This window comes from Shewanella vesiculosa (assembly GCF_009994065.1).
Classification (GTDB): domain Bacteria; phylum Pseudomonadota; class Gammaproteobacteria; order Enterobacterales; family Shewanellaceae; genus Shewanella; species Shewanella vesiculosa.
The window spans coordinates 535590-552984 of record NZ_JAACSD010000004.1 but is presented as its reverse complement, the minus strand read 5'-3'; the positions used below and the strand labels follow the sequence as shown (position 1 = coordinate 552984).

9 protein-coding genes are annotated in these 17395 nt (G+C 41.9%); 3 read left to right on the top strand and 6 right to left on the bottom strand.

Translation table 11 applies throughout. The annotated features are described in order from the left end of the window. Positions 1-204: 204 nt before the first annotated feature. On the top strand, positions 205-4668 hold the full coding sequence (locus tag GW828_RS04655; protein ID WP_273057784.1) for an EAL domain-containing protein: 4464 nt from the start codon (positions 205-207) through the stop codon (positions 4666-4668). A gap of 107 nt (positions 4669-4775) precedes the next feature. Further along, positions 4776-7040 carry a patatin-like phospholipase family protein gene (locus GW828_RS04650; protein ID WP_182723557.1) on the top strand — a complete coding sequence of 755 codons (2265 nt, stop codon included), beginning with the start codon at positions 4776-4778 and terminating at the stop codon, positions 7038-7040. 143 nt (positions 7041-7183) lie between these two features. Here the strand turns inward: GW828_RS04650 and hxpB are convergent, their stop codons facing one another. Next, on the bottom strand, positions 7184-7876 hold the full coding sequence (hxpB, locus tag GW828_RS04645) for a hexitol phosphatase HxpB (RefSeq protein WP_273057944.1): 693 nt from the start codon (positions 7874-7876) through the stop codon (positions 7184-7186). A gap of 402 nt (positions 7877-8278) precedes the next feature. On the opposite strand from hxpB, the gene acnB reads away from it, so the two are divergent. Next, positions 8279-10876 carry a bifunctional aconitate hydratase 2/2-methylisocitrate dehydratase gene (gene acnB, locus GW828_RS04640; protein ID WP_124015341.1) on the top strand — a complete coding sequence of 866 codons (2598 nt, stop codon included), beginning with the start codon at positions 8279-8281 and terminating at the stop codon, positions 10874-10876. 1422 nt (positions 10877-12298) lie between these two features. Here the strand turns inward: acnB and GW828_RS04635 are convergent. The 5 genes from GW828_RS04635 to argS form a co-directional block, all read right to left on the bottom strand. Beyond that, a complete protein-coding gene (locus tag GW828_RS04635; RefSeq protein ID WP_124015340.1) occupies positions 12299-12685 on the bottom strand; it encodes a gamma-butyrobetaine hydroxylase family protein in 387 nt (128 codons plus the stop codon). Positions 12686-12857: 172 nt separating this feature from the next. After that, entirely contained in the window at positions 12858-14183 is a 1326-nt protein-coding gene (gene hslU, locus GW828_RS04630; protein WP_124015339.1) for an HslU--HslV peptidase ATPase subunit, read from the bottom strand. 25 nt (positions 14184-14208) lie between these two features. Further along, on the bottom strand, positions 14209-14733 hold the full coding sequence (gene hslV, locus GW828_RS04625) for an ATP-dependent protease subunit HslV (protein ID WP_124015338.1): 525 nt from the start codon (positions 14731-14733) through the stop codon (positions 14209-14211). A gap of 169 nt (positions 14734-14902) precedes the next feature. Next, a complete protein-coding gene (locus GW828_RS04620; protein ID WP_182723554.1) occupies positions 14903-15502 on the bottom strand; it encodes an SPOR domain-containing protein in 600 nt (199 codons plus the stop codon). A 2-nt stretch (positions 15503-15504) separates the two neighbouring features. Next, the gene (argS, locus tag GW828_RS04615) at positions 15505-17250 is read right to left on the bottom strand and encodes an arginine--tRNA ligase (RefSeq protein ID WP_124015336.1); all 1746 of its coding nucleotides are present in this window, start codon (positions 17248-17250) and stop codon (positions 15505-15507) included. Between the last annotated feature and the right edge of the window lie 145 nt (positions 17251-17395).

Below are 17395 nucleotides of genomic sequence, written 5' to 3'. Positions count from 1 at the left end.
AAAGTAATATTGTTTATAAAGCGTTGTCAAAATGTGTTAAAAATAATGCATAGATGTACATGTCATTATTTCCTCTCAATGTAGAAAGTTATACTGTTTCTTTTATCTACAGCGTGACTAAACAAGAATATCAGTTTGTATCGGTTTAGGGGACGCTATAACGATGAGTATCAATATTATCTTTTTGAGGTATAGGCTTAATTTATGATCAGAGCGGTAATTTTTGGGGCTGTTAGTCTGATTCTATGTTCGTTAGCCGCTGCGCCTGTGAATGCCGCAGATATTGTTCAGCGAGTCTTTAATGCGCAAGATGGTTTAGCTAATGCCACGATTCAAGATATTAGCTTTGACCATTATGGATTTGTTTGGCTGGCGACTCAGCAAGGTCTGTACCGGGTGAGTAACAGTAAAGTTAGACGCATCGATAAAGTCGGTTTTGATTCAGTTCTGGATGACGAGTTCATTTCTACTGTGGTTAACTCTGGTCAAGATCATTTACTGGTTGGCACCAATTCCTCGTTATATTTATACAGTATTTTAGATAATCACTTTAGTTTGATCCTTAGACCTGAAGATAATGATGCAACCAATATCAATAACAGTATTCACGTAGCGGCCACTCAGCGTCAGCTTGATGGGCGCTTACTCATATTGGCCTTTTCAGGGCAGGTTTATTATTTTGATGACATCACTCAGCAGCTTTCCTTATCCCCAAGCCATACATTAGATCGCAATTTGCCTTGGCGAAATGCGCTTGAGTTACATAATACTAATTATTTGTTTTCGACTAATCATGAGGTACAGCTTCATCATGCCGATGGGACTTTCATTGGGCAATTTCCATGGTCTGATAAAAATGGCACCATTAATAAGTTGTTTCAAGATAAACAACAACGAGTATGGATGTTGACATCAAAAGGAGTCTTTAAGCTTAATATTGATGCGCTTACAGTACAGGCTGTAGCAGAGATCCCTTATTATGTTGAGCAAATGGAGCAAGATCTTAACGGTGATTTATGGATTTCAAGTCGAGCAGGATTGATTTTTTGGAGTCAAGAAAACAATAAGTTAATTATATACCGTGACGAACTTAAGCAACGTGCAAATATTGATTACATCCATGATATGGCAGTCGATTCCGATGGTTTGTTATGGATTGGTGGCTCTGGAGATGGGCTTGCGGTCATTGCCGGTAAGCCTAGTTTTTTAATTGATGATTATTCTAAAAAGCCGCCTTATCAGCTTGATAATGAAATGGTGTGGTCGATATACAGTGAGGGTGACACCGTCTGGTTAGGTACTGATGGTGGTTTGTCAGTAGTGAATACCCATGACCAAACATCAATTATGCTGATCCCTAAGGGTTTTGAACTTAATGACAGTATTTATAAAATTAGTTCTCTAGATGAGCAGCACCTTGTTTTAGCGACGACCAGCGGCTTATATGTGGTCAATAAATTAACTAATATTAGTTCTCGCTTTGCTGATTGGAGTGGTGGCAAAACGTCGCTGGTTGATCGCGTAATCATTAATATTTATCGTGATCAATTGTTTAGTGACGTCATTTGGTTTGCGACCACGAAAGGCTTGTATTATTGGCAAGATGGTAAGGATGAGCTGACGCTACAAGAGATCAATGACGGTCAGCAGTCACTGACTAATGCTCGCTATAGTGCCCTATTAAGAGATACTGAACATCATCTATGGTTAGCTGGAAATAAACATTTTGGCTATTTAACCACAGAGGGTGAATATGTTTCTAAATTAAATCTATTTGCCAATTTTACTATTCTTCCAACGATTACCAGTGTTATGCAAGTGGCGCCAAGTGTGCTCTGGTTTGGTTCATCCCAACAAGGTATTTATCAATACAATACGCAAACTAATAAGATAATCTCACTGGATCAACAGTGGAAAATAGATTGTAAAGTGGTGTACTTTTTACAGGATACTGCAACCGATCATATTGTTGGCTGTGCCAGTGCCATTATCAAGATAAATAAGACGACAGGTAAAGTCAGTTCGTTTAGTCATAAAGACGGTTTTATTTCCGATGAATTTAATGAGTCGGCAAAATTTTATGATCCTGCTAAAGGCTTTTTTATCGGTACCCCAGATGGCGCTATGCTCATCGATCTTGATAAGTTAGCGCCACGAACGGTCAATGATAAGGCGATACTTGAATCTGTATCTGTATTTTATGAGGATAAAACAGCGGTTTATCTTGTTCCAAGCCAGTTATCGCAAGTTGAACCGGGTGCGAGCCTAATTAGCTTCCAAATAGCCATACTGGATTACCTTGATGATAAACCCATGACCATCCAATATCGTTTGGTTGAGAATGGCTCCGATGCGGGAAATTACGTGTTACTGGAAGGGCAGTCACAAATTAATATTACCGGTTTAAGTGCTGGGGAATATGTGCTTGAACTCTTGTATAAAAAAAATGGTGTGTGGACGAATGAGCCATTTCAATATCGATTTACGGTAAAGCAGTTTTGGTGGCGATCACAACAATTTAAAGGTGCATTAATACTGATCATATTGCTAACTGGATTGGCACTATTGATCTTTAGGCAGCGACAGGTTAGCCGCTTTAAACAAATGAATACTGCATTACTGCAAAGTGATGATCGCTTACGCCAGGCACTAAAAGGTAGCGATTCAGATTTATGGCAATGGCATGAGCATACTCGAATGTTTTCATTAGACAATCGCGGTGGTGTACTGGGACCTGAGCCTCATATCGACATAAAGCTAGAAGACATTCCCATTCATCAAGATGATATTGAGCAGATTTCCAAAGCCTGGAATGAATTGATCACATGTGCAACAGACGTGATTGACATCGAGTATCGCTATCACAATCAATATGATCAGCAATGGCATTGGCTGCGAATTAAAGGTCGTGCCACTGATGTCGATCACAGTGGTGGAAAGTTAATACATATTGCTGGTATGTATACCGATATTACCCAGCAAAGAGCGCTTGAAAGTGAGGTCAATTTATTAGCTCAAGCGTTTGAAAATACCTCAGAGGGTATGCTGATCTTAGATAGCGATAAGCACATCAAAATTAGCAATGCTGCGGCCAATTTAATTCTTGCAGCTCAAAAGAGCGATTTAGTCGGAAAACCGTTTGCCAAATTAGTGTTTGAGACGCTAGAACCTTTCGACATGGATGATGTGTTTGACAAGGAGGGCTTTTGGACTGGAGAGTGCGAGTTTAATTGTAACGATGGTAGCCGATGTCCGGTATGGATAAATATCTCAACTATGTTCAACGTGAGCGGCTCAGCATTACATTATGTGGTGGTATTTTCAGATATCACTGAGCGCAAACATAATGAACTCCATCTGCGCCGTTTAGCCAACAATGACATGTTAACTGGCTTAGCGAATCGGGCGATGTTTTCTCGCCGTCTGGGACAAGTCATAGAAACAGCAAAGCAGCATCATGAAAACTTAGCACTGTTATTTTTAGATTTGGACAGATTTAAACATGTGAATGACTCTTATGGCCACAGTATGGGTGATGCCTTATTGGTTGAAGCCGCAAGTCGGTTACAGTCTTGCTTGTCTGAAGAACATTTGTTGTGTCGTTTTGGTGGCGATGAATTTGTTATTTTGCTGCGTGATGCCAAAGACGTCGATACCATCAACCACATAGCCAAACAACTGTTACAACAAATAGAAATGCCATTTAAATTATACGGTCGGGAATTTTTCATTTCGACTAGTATAGGCATCAGTATGTGGTCTGATGATGACCAAACCCCCGAAACCTTGATTAAAAATGCTGATTTAGCCATGTATCACGCTAAAGAAGAGGGACGAGGTAATTTTCAATATTATTCCGCGGAGCGAAATGCTGAAGCCTTATACCATTTACGCTTAGAAGCTGATTTACATCAAGCGATACTTTGCAATGAGTTTGAGCTGTATTATCAGCCGCAGATTGATGTGAATAAGCATAATAGTATTGTCGGCGTTGAAGCCTTGATCCGTTGGAAACACCCAAAAGATGGCATGATCCGGCCTGATGTGTTTATTGGGATAGCCGAATCTTGTGGCCTCATCGTGGAAATTGATCGCTGGGTGCTCACTCAAGCTTGTCTCGACGGTGCGAGCTGGCATCAGCAGTACCAAAGTAAAATAAAAGTGTCGGTTAACGTGTCGGCAATGCATTTTAGGCAGCCAGACTTTATCGACTTTTTAACTGCGACATTACATAAAACTGGCATGCCTGCAAAATATTTGTCGGTAGAAATTACTGAAGGTGTATTGATGAAAGAAGTCGATATTGCCAGCCAACATTTACTCGCGTTAAAGCAGTTAGGCATTGATGTTGCGATCGATGATTTTGGCACCGGTTATTCTTCGCTCGCGTATTTGCGTTCATTCCAAGTCAATATTCTGAAAATTGATCGCTCATTTTTAATCCATATTGACACCCATCAAGCTGACCAAGCTATTGTAAGCAGTGTGATTGAATTAGCACGAAATCTCTCGCTTGAAGTCATTGCTGAAGGTGTTGAAACCGCTGAGCAACTTGCACAAGTTGTCCAACGAGGCTGCCATATTATTCAGGGCTATTATTTTGCCAAGCCGATGCCCAAAGCTGATCTTGAACAAAATATTAAGCGACAAATCAGCATTGAACACTAATGGGTTCTCTGTGATACCACTATCATTCTATAGCGGCTATCCATTTGTATGGCTATTGGTTAAATGTTGTTAGAATGCGTTGTTTTTACTTACTTTCGGAATGATTTATGCAATCAACCTTACGCCTTAACTTATTAATATGGTTTTTGGCTAGCAGTATGTGCCTTTGCCTGGCGGTGCAACCTGCCTATGCAGCAAAAAAAGCGTCTAAAGAAAGGCCCACCATTGGTTTAGTGCTCAGTGGTGGCGGAGCCAAGGGCGCTGCACATATTGGTGTGTTGAAAGTACTTGAAAAATATCATATTCCTGTTGATTACATTGCAGGTACCAGTATTGGTGCCTATGTTGCTGGCATGTATGCATTAGGCTATAACGCCGACCAAATTGAAAAAATTATGCTCAGTGGAGAATGGTCTAAAGGCTACTCAGACACTATTCCGCGCGATAAATTAAGCTACCGTGATAAACAGCAACGTGATCAGTTTAATATTCCACTCACAGTGGGCTATAACAATAACAGTTTAACTTCTCCTAGTGGTTTGTTACGTGGCCAAAGTATGTCGCAATTATTGCGCCACTCGACGGGTTTAGTTGAGCAGTTTGGTGATTTTGATGAACTTGCTATTCCCTATCGAGCAGTGGCGACGGATTTAGCCACTAGTGAAGCCGTGGTGTTATCTAGCGGCAGTGTTGTGCAAGCAATGCAAGCATCGGCAACGGTACCAGGTGCATTGCAACCAGCATTGATTAATGGCCGCTTATTAGTTGATGGTGGCATTGCCAATAATATGCCGATTGATGTGGTCAAAGCCATGGGCGCAGACATCATCATAGCTGTTGATATCGGTTCGCCATTAACTAAGCAAGAAAACTTAGACAGCACCATTGCTGTATTAGAGCAGCTATCAACTATGTTGACTCAAGCTAGCACTGCACGGCAAAAAACCTTGCTGACATCGAGCGATATCTTAATTCGTCCTGCCATTGATAATTTAAGTACCACTGATTTTTCAATTATGCCATTGGCACTAAAATTAGGTGAAGATGCCGCTAAGTTAGAATTAGTGAAGTTACAACCTCTTGGCATTAGTGAACAAGATTACTTAGCCTATCAAGCAAGTAAATTACAACAAAGTTTACTGTGGAACGACCCGCTTAAAAAACCCATTTATAAAATTGCTTTTGATAATCAATCAAAAGTCAGTGAGAAATTACTGCGTGAGCGTTTAGGGATCACTGAAGGTATTATTCTGAGTAAAGAGGAACTCGATTCTGCTCTAAATCGGGTGTACTCATTGAATAAATTTGAGCGTGTTGATGCTGAGTTTGAAGATGTTGATCAAGGGCGAATACTGACCATTACCACTAAGGCCAAATCATGGGGACCAAACTATTTTCAAGCGGGATTTAATTGGGAAGATGATTTCACCTTAGATTCGGCGATTACCTTAAGTTTGGCGTATACCATGACTGACTTAACTGAAAATGGTGGTGAGTGGCGTAACGAATTAGAACTTGGCTTTAAAAAGCGCGTGGCGACTGAGTTTTATCAACCCTTAGATCGTGATCAAACATTTTACAGCTTAGCGAGATTTCAATATGAAATGAAAAACTGGGATCTGTACGATCAAGATATCCGTTATTTTCAACTCGAGAATAAAGTCGCACAAATTGTATTAGGTATCGGTTATAACTTTAATTCTGATGGCATTATGGAATTTGGTGTTATCGCCGAAGATGGCCGTGTTACCAGTGAATTTGGCTTGGTTGATTCAATTAATTTTCATTCAACCGGCGGCTATTTTAAGGTTGCCTACGATAATCTCAACAGCATTAGTTTCCCAACAGAAGGCAATAGACTGACTTTTACCAGCTATTTAAGAGATGAGTCATATAAAGGCTTAAGCAATGTCAGTAATACTGACAGCGATGATTTAGCCTGGCAATTTGAGGCCGATTGGAAAGGCGCATTAAAGCTCGGTAATCATGCCATTGTGGGTAAAATGGAATTGGCAACCACCCAGAATGATGGCGACTTTACTTTGCATGTTGCCGATTTAGGAGGTTTCTTAAACTTATCTGGTTTCCGCAAAGATACCTTGGTCGGCGCCCATAAAGTCTTTGGTGCTGTGATTTACCAGTACGATCTTGGCCGCGATGTGCTGATCACCGATTTGCCTTTGTACTTAGGCACTAGCCTTGAAGCTGGTAATGCATGGTTTAATCGTGATGATGTCGATTTAGGTGATTTGATTTTCGGTAGTAGTTTATATTTAGGTACCGATACCGATTGGGGACCCGCGGCATTAGGTTTTGGATTTAATGACAGCGGCCAGTCTGCATTTTATTTATTTGTCGGCAAAAACTTTTAGGCAGTTATTATTCAATCTAAGCCAAAAACTTAGAGGTTAGAGGTTAGAGGCTAGAGGCTATACAAGCTTACAGCCTAGAAGCTAGGACACTGCAGATGCTATTAAATCTTAGCAGTGTCCCTAGTAGCGCAGCGACCTATAACCTAGCAGGACGCAGTCCGCTCTAGCAGCGCAGCGACCTTGTTAAGCAATGCGGGTAATAATCCTGCGTGCGCCAATTGATGATGCGCAATAACCCATTTGGTTTGTGTCGCGGTGTGAGGCGCAGGAATTGCCACCGTTTGCATGCTGGCAGCACGGGCAGCAATTAAGCCATTAAATGAATCTTCAATCGCAATACATTGGCTTGGTGCTATGTCCAAGCCTTTAGCACAATTCAAATATACCTCGGGATGAGGCTTACCATAGTCTAAATTTTCAGCAGATTCTATAGCATCAAAATAATGACTTATGGCGAGTTTATGCAGCACTGCTTTGATAATTAATGACGATGAAGAGGTGGCTAAACCTATTTTAAGCCCTAAACGTTTGCACGCCTCTAGCGACTCAATCACACCTAACATGGGTTGACCATGTGCGTTTATTTGGCTTACTACTTCATTAACTATGGTATTCGCCGTCGCTGTATTGTCGTAATTTGGCCATGGAAAACGTTGGTGCCAATAGCTAACAACATGATCAATACGCAAGCCTGTGGTTTGCTCCACGTCTTCAAGGCTGAGGTTAAGCCCAAAACTATTCAGCACAGTTTGCTCAGCTAACTGCCAAGCGGGTTCGGAATCAATTAAAATTCCATCCATATCAAAAATAACGGCTTTTATTTGGGTAGACACAATTCAGACTCCATAAACAGCATAACCTTAAGCGCTAATTATTGCTTTGATGCTGTTATGGCGCAATCAAAATAGACTTTTTAAAAAATATTTCATTCAAAAAACAAGATATCTTTTTGTATATAGTTTAATCAGCGGGTACCGCATAAGCTAATGTATTTAAATATTTTTTTAGCTGTTTCAAACTATTGTCTAATTTTAATTTATTGAACTTGGGTTTAAATTGATTTTTAGGTTGATAAATCGCATTGATTTCATACCTCTGGTAGTGTGAGCTGATTCATACTTTTATAAAGCTGTAGTATACTGGTGGTCGGATTTCAAGCCCGAACCAGTGGAATTATCAGCGTAATCATAATGACGCTGAGTTTCGCCGTTAGGCGTCAAACAAAGAGGAATGTTGCCGTGCTAGAAGCATATCGTAAACACGTCGCAGAACGTGCTGCAGAGGGTGTAGTCCCTAAGCCATTAGATGCACAACAAGTGGCTGAACTGGTTAAGTTAATTGAAACACCTCCAGCAGGTGAAGAGGCATTCGTCCTCGACTTGCTCGAAAATCGTATTCCACCAGGAGTAGATGAAGCCGCTTATGTTAAAGCCGCTTTCCTTGATGCAGTCGCTAAAGGCACTGTGTCATCTCCTATTTTAAGCGCAGAACACGCTGTTAAACTGCTTGGCACCATGCAAGGCGGTTACAACATTGAGCCGTTAATTGACCAACTAGATAATGCAGCATTAGCACCTCTATCGGTTACCGCACTTTCAAATACATTGTTGATGTTTGATTCATACCACGATGTTGTTGAAAAAATGCAAGCGGGTAATGATTTTGCTAAGCAGGTTGTTGAGGCTTGGGCTAATGCAGATTGGTTCTTAAACCGTCCAAAAATGGCTGACAAAGTTACCTTAACAGTGTTTAAAGTGTCTGGTGAAACCAACACTGATGATTTGTCTCCTGCGCCAGATGCATGGTCTCGTCCAGATATTCCACTACACGCATTAGCAATGCTAAAAAATGCCCGTGACGGTATTGTGCCTGATCAATCAGGTGTAGTGGGTCCAATCAAAGAAATCGAAGCGTTAAAAGGTAAAGGTCATCCTTTAGTTTACGTTGGTGATGTGGTTGGTACGGGTTCTTCACGTAAATCTGCCACTAACTCAGTGTTATGGTTTATGGGTGATGATATTCCTTATGTGCCTAACAAGCGTGCTGGTGGCTTCTGTTTAGGTAACAAAATTGCGCCAATTTTCTTCAACACAATGGAAGATGCGGGTGCATTACCGATCGAACTAAACGTTGATCAAATGGATACTGGTGATGTGATCGATATCTACCCTTATGAAGGTGTAGTTAAGCGTCACGGCACTGATGAAGTTATCTCTACATTTGAGCTTAAAACCGAAGTATTGTTAGATGAAGTTCGTGCTGGTGGTCGTATTCCGTTGATCATTGGTCGTGGCCTTACTGACCGTGCGCGTGAAACCTTAGGACTTGAAGCATCAAAAGTGTTTGTTCGTCCACAAGACATCGCCGCTTCTAACAATGGCTATACTTTAGCTCAGAAAATGGTTGGTAAAGCATGTGGCGTATCAGGCGTTCGTCCTGGCCAATACTGCGAACCTAAGATGACCTCAGTCGGTTCACAAGACACTACCGGCCCTATGACACGTGATGAGTTAAAAGACTTAGCATGTTTAGGCTTTAGTGCTGATTTAACCATGCAGTCATTCTGTCACACTGCCGCTTATCCAAAGCCAGTTGATGTTACCACTCACCACACACTCCCAGATTTCATTATGAACCGTGGTGGTGTTGCTTTACGTCCAGGTGACGGGGTTATTCACTCTTGGTTAAACCGTATGTTGTTACCCGATACCGTAGGTACTGGTGGTGATTCACATACTCGTTTCCCGATTGGTATTTCGTTCCCAGCAGGTTCTGGTCTAGTAGCATTTGCTGCAGCAACAGGTGTTATGCCTCTTGATATGCCTGAATCAGTGCTAGTGCGCTTTAAAGGCGAAATGCAACCTGGTATTACCTTACGTGATTTAGTTCATGCTATCCCACTAAAAGCAATTGAAATGGGTCTGCTAACGGTTGAGAAGAAAGGCAAAATTAATGCTTTCTCTGGCCGCGTATTAGAAATTGAAGGTCTTGAAAAACTTAAAGTTGAACAAGCATTCGAATTATCTGATGCATCTGCTGAGCGTTCAGCTGCAGGTTGTAGCATTAAGCTAGACAAAGAGCCAATCATTGAATATCTGACCTCTAACATCGTGATGTTAAAGTGGATGATTGCAGAAGGTTATGGCGATCGTCGTACGATTGAGCGTCGTATTACTGCGATGCAAGAATGGATTGCTAACCCACAGTTGATGGAAGCAGATAAAGATGCAGAATATGCTGAAATTATCGAAATCAACCTAAACGACATCAAAGAGCCAATCCTTTGTGCACCAAACGATCCTGATGATGCAGTATTATTATCAAGCGTTGCACAAACTAAGATTGACGAAGTGTTTGTGGGTTCTTGTATGACTAACATCGGTCACTTCCGTGCTACCGGTAAGATGTTAGAAAAGTTTGCTACCACGCTACCAACTCGTTTATGGATTGCACCACCGACTAAGATGGACCGCGATCAATTAACGGAAGAAGGTTACTACTCAATCTTCGGTCGTGTTGGTGCTCGCATCGAGATCCCTGGTTGTTCTCTATGTATGGGTAACCAAGCACGTGTTGCAGAAGGTGCGACTGTAGTATCAACGTCTACACGTAACTTCCCTAACCGTTTAGGTACTGGCGCAAACGTTTACTTAGCATCAGCTGAATTAGCCGCAGTAGCAGCGCTACTGGGTCGTTTACCTTCAGTTGAAGAGTATCAAGAATACGCCAAAGAATTAGATGCAACAGCAGCTGATACTTACCGTTACTTGAACTTCGACCAAATCGATTCTTACACTAAGAAAGCCGACAGCGTGATTTTCCAAGCCGCAGTTTAAGCTTAAACTAGTTAACAATTGATCAAAAATGCCAGCAGAAATGCTGGCATTTTTATTTGGATGGCAGAATTTTTTTTATTATTGAATAGACTTATACCATTAGACATCTAATAAAAGTAATACTGATTAATATTGGGAATTATTTTCAATATTTAAAGTAAACTCTGTGAGTTTAATACTAAAGTGAATTACAATTTTATGGACTACTTTTAAGTAATTATTTTCCTTACTTATTTCGTTATACAAGTTAACATTAAAGCCTCTTCAAACGACTTATTAATTACATTAATATAAGTTCAAAACTTCATTTCAACTAATTGCCTGCCGCAGGCTATCGTGCAGATAATCCAGCGAGACGCCGCAAGCACTTCCATGTGGGCTTAACCAAAACATCCATGTTTTGGATACTCGCTGACTCATCTACACCTGTAATTTTTATCTCTTCGATTTAGCTCTATTTGTGACGATGGCTAAAAAGCAAAAGCAAAAGGCTGGATCCCCGATAAAAGATCTCGGGGATGACGGTTTGAGTGTGGTGATTCAATTCACCTAAATAAAGCGGACTTTATTACAAATAAGGTTAAATCGAAGAGATCGAATATCGGGTGTAAGCGCGGCTGTGACCGTCCATGACATGGACGTCATGGCCGAGCTACAGGGATTTTTTTGTATATAAAAAGTGTGGCGTGTCACAGAAGTGCTTGCACTAAGGCCTGCGGCAGGCAATTGATAACAGTCATGGTATGAACTACAGCAAGTTTTCCAATACGAAAGATAAATGGATATTCGTTGCTGACTTATCTACACCTGTAATTATGCTCTCTTCGATTTAGCTCTATTTGTGACTATGGCTAAAAAGCAAAATCTGGATCCCCGATAAAAGATCTCGGGGATGACGGTTTGAAGGTTTAATTATTAACTCGGACGAGATGATTTTTATTACCTATGAGGTTAAATCGAAGAGATCGAATATCGGGTGTAAGCGCGGCTGTGACCGTCCATGACATGGACGTCATGGCCGAGCTACAGGGGGTTTTTGTATATAAAAAGTGTAACGTGTCACAGAAGTGCTTGCACTAAGGCCTGCGGCAGGCAATTGATAACAGTCATGGTATGAATTAAAACAAGCTTTCCAATACCGAAAAGGTAAGGGTTCGTTTGTTTTCGGGTAAACATTATCAAGGATGTACATTGCAAGGTGTTGCAGAAGTGTTTGCGCTAAACGTCACTCGCACACATCGATAACTTGGGATGTGTTATCACCCAATTTGAAACCTTGTGATGTTGCTCCGGATGGGCGAAGCGCCACGACGTTAGTGGCCGCAGGTCATATCTTAAAAAGTGCAGGGTGGAACCTTGCGATGTTAATTCAAACGAAGTTTGAAAAAGCTGGTGTGGCCGTAGGCCATTGTAAAACAAAGTCTATGAATACTTAATATTCATAGAAATCAGTGGTTCTCGTGAGCCATTCTCTGCCCGCAATCTGGCAAGATATTGCTGCCATAGCTCAGTTTGATTACTGCATAAGTTATGCAGTACCTGCCAAGAATATAAGCCGGTATCGTGGCCATCATCAAAGATGATTTTAACCGCATAATGACCAACCGGTTCGAGCGCTTTGATATTAACGGCTTTCTTATGGGTAACCAATATTGGATTACCATGACGCTGCACTTCTGCAGACGGCGAGAATACCCGTAACATTTCACAGCTGATATTGTAGGTTTGGCCGTTATCGAACGTCACTTCGAGTAACTTAGATTGGCGCTTAAGTTTAATGCCAGTGACAGTCGGCGTTGATTGAGTCATGGGAATACCTATAAAAAAAGGATTAACACTAAATCGCAGATTATCATCATACGCGACTTTGCTGTTAATCCTATTGTTGAAACGTGCATTCGTGATGTTTATTCATATAGAAAAGGTCACGAGCCTCCCATCTGTCATAATCAAATGGGAGGACGCTTGATTCAAATAATGATTATAAAATGAAGCGACTTAAGTCTTCATCTTGTACCAAGGTATCAAGGTGGTCATTGACATAGTCAGCGTCAATCACAAAGGTGGAACCTGATTTTTCAGAAGCATCATAGGAGATATCTTCCATCAGCTTTTCCATCACAGTATGTAAACGGCGAGCACCAATATTTTCAGTACGCTCGTTCACTTGCCATGCGGCTTCAGCAATACGTTCAATACCTGACTCAGTAAACTCTATGGTGACACCTTCAGTGTTCATGAGGGCAATACTTTGCTCAGTAAGTGACGCAAATGGCTCGGTTAAAATACGTTTAAAATCGGCGGCAGTTAGGGCATCTAACTCAACTCGAATCGGTAAACGGCCCTGAAGCTCTGGAATGAGATCAGAGGGTTTAGACATCTGGAATGCACCAGAGGCGATAAACAAAATATGGTCGGTTTTGACCATGCCGTGCTTAGTCGACACAGTACAACCTTCAACTAATGGCAGTAAGTCACGTTGCACACCTTCGCGAGACACGTCGGGGCCTGAGCTTTCGCCGCGTTTACAAATTTTGTCGATTTCGTCTAAAAACACAATGCCATTTTGCTCAACGAGTTCTATCGCTTGCTCTTTCAAGTCTTCTTGATTGACCAGCTTAGCGGCTTCATCTTCAACGAGCTGCTTGTAAGCATCTTTAATTTTAAGCTTTTTGCGCTTAGAGGTGCTTTGACCAAGATTTTGAAATAACCCTTGTAACTGGTTGGTCATTTCTTCCATGCCTGGAGGCGCCATAATCTCAACACCTACTTGAGGTGCCGCTATGTCGATTTCAATTTCTTTGTCGTCTAATAAGCCTTCACGCAGCTTTTTACGGAAAACCTGACGGGTGCTCGAGTCATCTTTTTTGTCGGTATCCCAGTCATCTTTCGGCTTAGGCAATAACGCATCTAAAATGCGTTCTTCGGCAAGCTCTTCGGCACGATAACGGCATTTTTTCATTTGCTGTTCGCGAGTCATTTTAACGGCAGAATCGGTCAAATCACGGATGATTTGTTCCACTTCTTTACCGACATAACCGACTTCAGTAAATTTTGTTGCTTCAACTTTGATGAACGGCGCGTTAGCCAATTTGGCTAAACGACGGGCAATTTCTGTTTTACCCACACCGGTTGGGCCGATCATTAAAATATTCTTTGGCGTGACTTCATGGCGCAATGCAGGCTCAAGCTGCATGCGGCGCCAGCGATTTCGCAGTGCAACGGCTACCGAGCGTTTGGCATTTTGTTGGCCAATAATGTGTGCATCTAGTTCGTGAACAATTTCACGTGGAGTCATTTCAGACATAACTGTTCCTTTATTAACGCTCGAATTAGTAGTCTAACTTTTCGATAGTTTTGAATTGGTTGGTGAATACACAAATGTCACCTGCAATTGTCAGTGATTTCTCTGCAATATCTTCTGCACTTAACTCGGTATTTTGCAGTAGTGCTAAGGCCGATGCATGGGCATAGTTGCCACCAGAACCGATAGCAATAAGATCGTACTCAGGTTGTACCACATCACCGTTACCGGTAATAATGAGTGATTCTTGAGCATCGGCTACCACTAGCATAGCTTCGAGTTTACGTAGCATTTTGTCGGTGCGCCAATCTTTGGCTAATTCGACAGCAGACTTTAATAAATGGCCTTGATGCATTTCGAGCTTAGCTTCAAAGCGCTCAAAAAGAGTAAATGCATCGGCAGTACCGCCAGCAAAACCTGCTAGTACTTTATTGTGGTATAGGCGGCGCACTTTACGGGCATTGCCTTTCATCACGGTATTGCCTAGAGACACTTGGCCATCACCAGCGATGACGACTTGATTATTGCGGCGAACGGATACGATAGTAGTCACGGTAAATCCTCTTCCTAATACATCAACGGCTCATTAGGGTGAATGCAATTGTTGATTGTTAAAATGGATATGGGGCCAAAATGCTAAATATCAAGCGATGGTTAACAAAAAGCCCTGTTCGAATGAACAGGGCTAATATGAGATAAATGTTATCAGCAGACTTGTGGTGTTATTCCCATAACCAAATAATGCAGCCATTTAAACCTGCGCTTTGCATCTTATGCCGGTTATGTTCCGCCTCGCGTTTGTTTGGATAAGGCCCTAACACTACCCGATACCATATTCCGTTGGTGCCTTCACTACGACGAACCTGCGCTTCAGCACCTTGGAAGGCGATTCTGGCTTTCATTTCATTTGCTTGTGATTCTTGTCTAAACGATCCGCATTGCATTTGATAGATACCGCTTGAAACCACTCCAGACTGAGGCAAGTCAATTTCAACTTGCTTGTTTTCAAGCTCCTCCAGATAAGTCCATTCTTCTTGTGGCTTAGGTGGTAATGCATTTGGATCTTTCTTAACCACTTTTTTTGGCGCTTCTACGGTCGCGGTAGATACCGTTTTCTTTTTCGGTTGCTGAACCGGCTCACTTGTTACTGGTGAGTCAGAGCTACCATTAATCGACCATAAAAAGTAACCAAAGCCGCTCAATAATGTGAGTATCACAAACACAGCAAAATAAGGAAAAGAGCGTTTAGGTGCTTTTTTTCGTTGTGGCGCGCGGGCTTTTGCGCCCGCCCGAGGTTTGCGATTTGCGTAGTCACGACTCATGATTACATCCGCTCTAGGGTTTCAATGCCAAGTAGTGACAAGCCCGTTTTTAAGGTCTTTGCGGTTAATTGCGACAACAATAAACGGCTTTGTTTTTCGGCTTCTGTTTCGGCCGCCAGTACTGGACAAGCTTCATAAAAACTCGAAAATTCGCTAGCAAGCTCATAAAGATATCCACATAGTACATGTGGTAAGCCTTTGTCTGTCATGCGAGTTAATACTTCACCAAACTGGGCTAATTTAGTGCCTAAGTCTTTTTCTTTTTCATGTTCGAGCACAATCTTAGCTTGGCTAAGGTCAATATCTGCCGCACGCTTGAAAATACCGGCAACACGTGTGTAGGCATATAATAGATAAGGTGCGGTATTGCCTTCAAAACTGAGCATTTGCTCAAAGCTGAAAATATAATCGCTGGTTCTGTTTTTAGATAAGTCTGCATACTTAACCGAGCTGATCCCAACCACGCGAGCAATTTCAGTAAGGGTCGCTTCATCCATATCAGGGTTTTTGCTACGAACAAGTTCAAGTGCTCGCACATCGGCTTCATCAAGTAAATCAACTAATTTAACTACACCACCAGAACGAGTTTTAAAAGGGCGTCCATCAGCACCGTTCATGGTGCCAAAGCCTGTGTGCTCTAGTGACATTTCTGGGCGAACAAATTTAGCTAATTTGGCGAGACTAAACACTTGCTGAAAATGCAGTGCTTGGCGTAAGTCAACAAAGTACAACGCGCGATCTGCTTTTAGTACGTTTGAGCGATAACGCATGGCAGCAAGGTCTGAAGTGGCATATAAATAGCCACCATCAGCTTTTTGGATGATAACAGGAAGAGGTTCGCCCTCTTTGGTACGAAATGCTTCTTGGAACACCACTTTAGCGCCATTACTTTCGTCCAACAAACCTTGGGCATCAAGATCGCTAACTACTTGAGCAAGGTCGGCATTATAGGCGCTTTCGCCGTGCACATCGGCGCGGGTTAAGCTAACCCCTAAACGTTTATAAACATCATGGCAGTGGCTTAATGAAATATCGTTAAACTCGCGCCATAATTTATTACAGTATTCGTCACCAGATTGTAAAGCGACCACGAGTTGACGAGCACGAGTGGCAAATTCAGTCGACTCATCAAAACGGACTTTAGCTGCGCGATAAAAACTTTCTAAGTCAGACAATTCCATTTTGGCTTGTTCGCCATTGGCTGCGCGTAACTCTTCCATTAGTGCCAGTAGCATACCAAACTGAGTTCCCCAGTCGCCTACGTGGTTTTGACGGATCACTTTATGGCCTAAAAACTCAAGCGCGCGCACTACGCTGTCACCAATAATGGTTGAGCGTAAGTGACCAACGTGCATTTCTTTGGCTAAGTTTGGCGAAGAATAATCAACCACGATCGTTTGCTTAGGCGGTAATATCACGCCTAGGTGGTCACTGTTTAGCGCTTGTTGTAGCTGATTAGCTAATGCATTGTCATCAATAAAGAAATTAATAAACCCTGGACCAGCAATTTCTACTTTGGCCACATAAGATGATGCAGGCAAAGTATCAATGATCAGCTGCGCTAACTCACGAGGGTTCTTTTTAGCTACTTTGGTTAGCATCATTGCCAGGTTAGTCGCTAAGTCACCATGACTTTTATCTTTAGTGCGATCGACCTGAATGCGGGCTTGAAAATCAGCCGGCACAATCCCTTGCTGTTTGAAGGATTCGATGGTTTGTTCTAGTAAAGATTCAATATGTGATTTCATGGGCTTTTGCTTGCACTAATTCGTTAAATGAATGACATGACGGAACCGCATATTTTAGCCGTTTATAGGGGGTGATTGCTATCTGCTTTAACGGAAATATTGGTTTTTTTATGTTGATTATGAACCTAAGTGAAGTTTATCACCG

Coding starts and splice junctions, on each gene's coding strand:
- GW828_RS04655 (WP_273057784.1), top strand. CDS start 205: ATGATCAGAGCGGTAATTTTTGGGGCTGTTAGTCTGATTCTATGTTCG.
- argS (WP_124015336.1), bottom strand. CDS start 17,250: ATGAAATCACATATTGAATCTTTACTAGAACAAACCATCGAATCCTTC.
- GW828_RS04650 (WP_182723557.1), top strand. CDS start 4,776: ATGCAATCAACCTTACGCCTTAACTTATTAATATGGTTTTTGGCTAGC.
- hslU (WP_124015339.1), bottom strand. CDS start 14,183: ATGTCTGAAATGACTCCACGTGAAATTGTTCACGAACTAGATGCACAC.
- GW828_RS04620 (WP_182723554.1), bottom strand. CDS start 15,502: ATGAGTCGTGACTACGCAAATCGCAAACCTCGGGCGGGCGCAAAAGCC.
- GW828_RS04635 (WP_124015340.1), bottom strand. CDS start 12,685: ATGACTCAATCAACGCCGACTGTCACTGGCATTAAACTTAAGCGCCAA.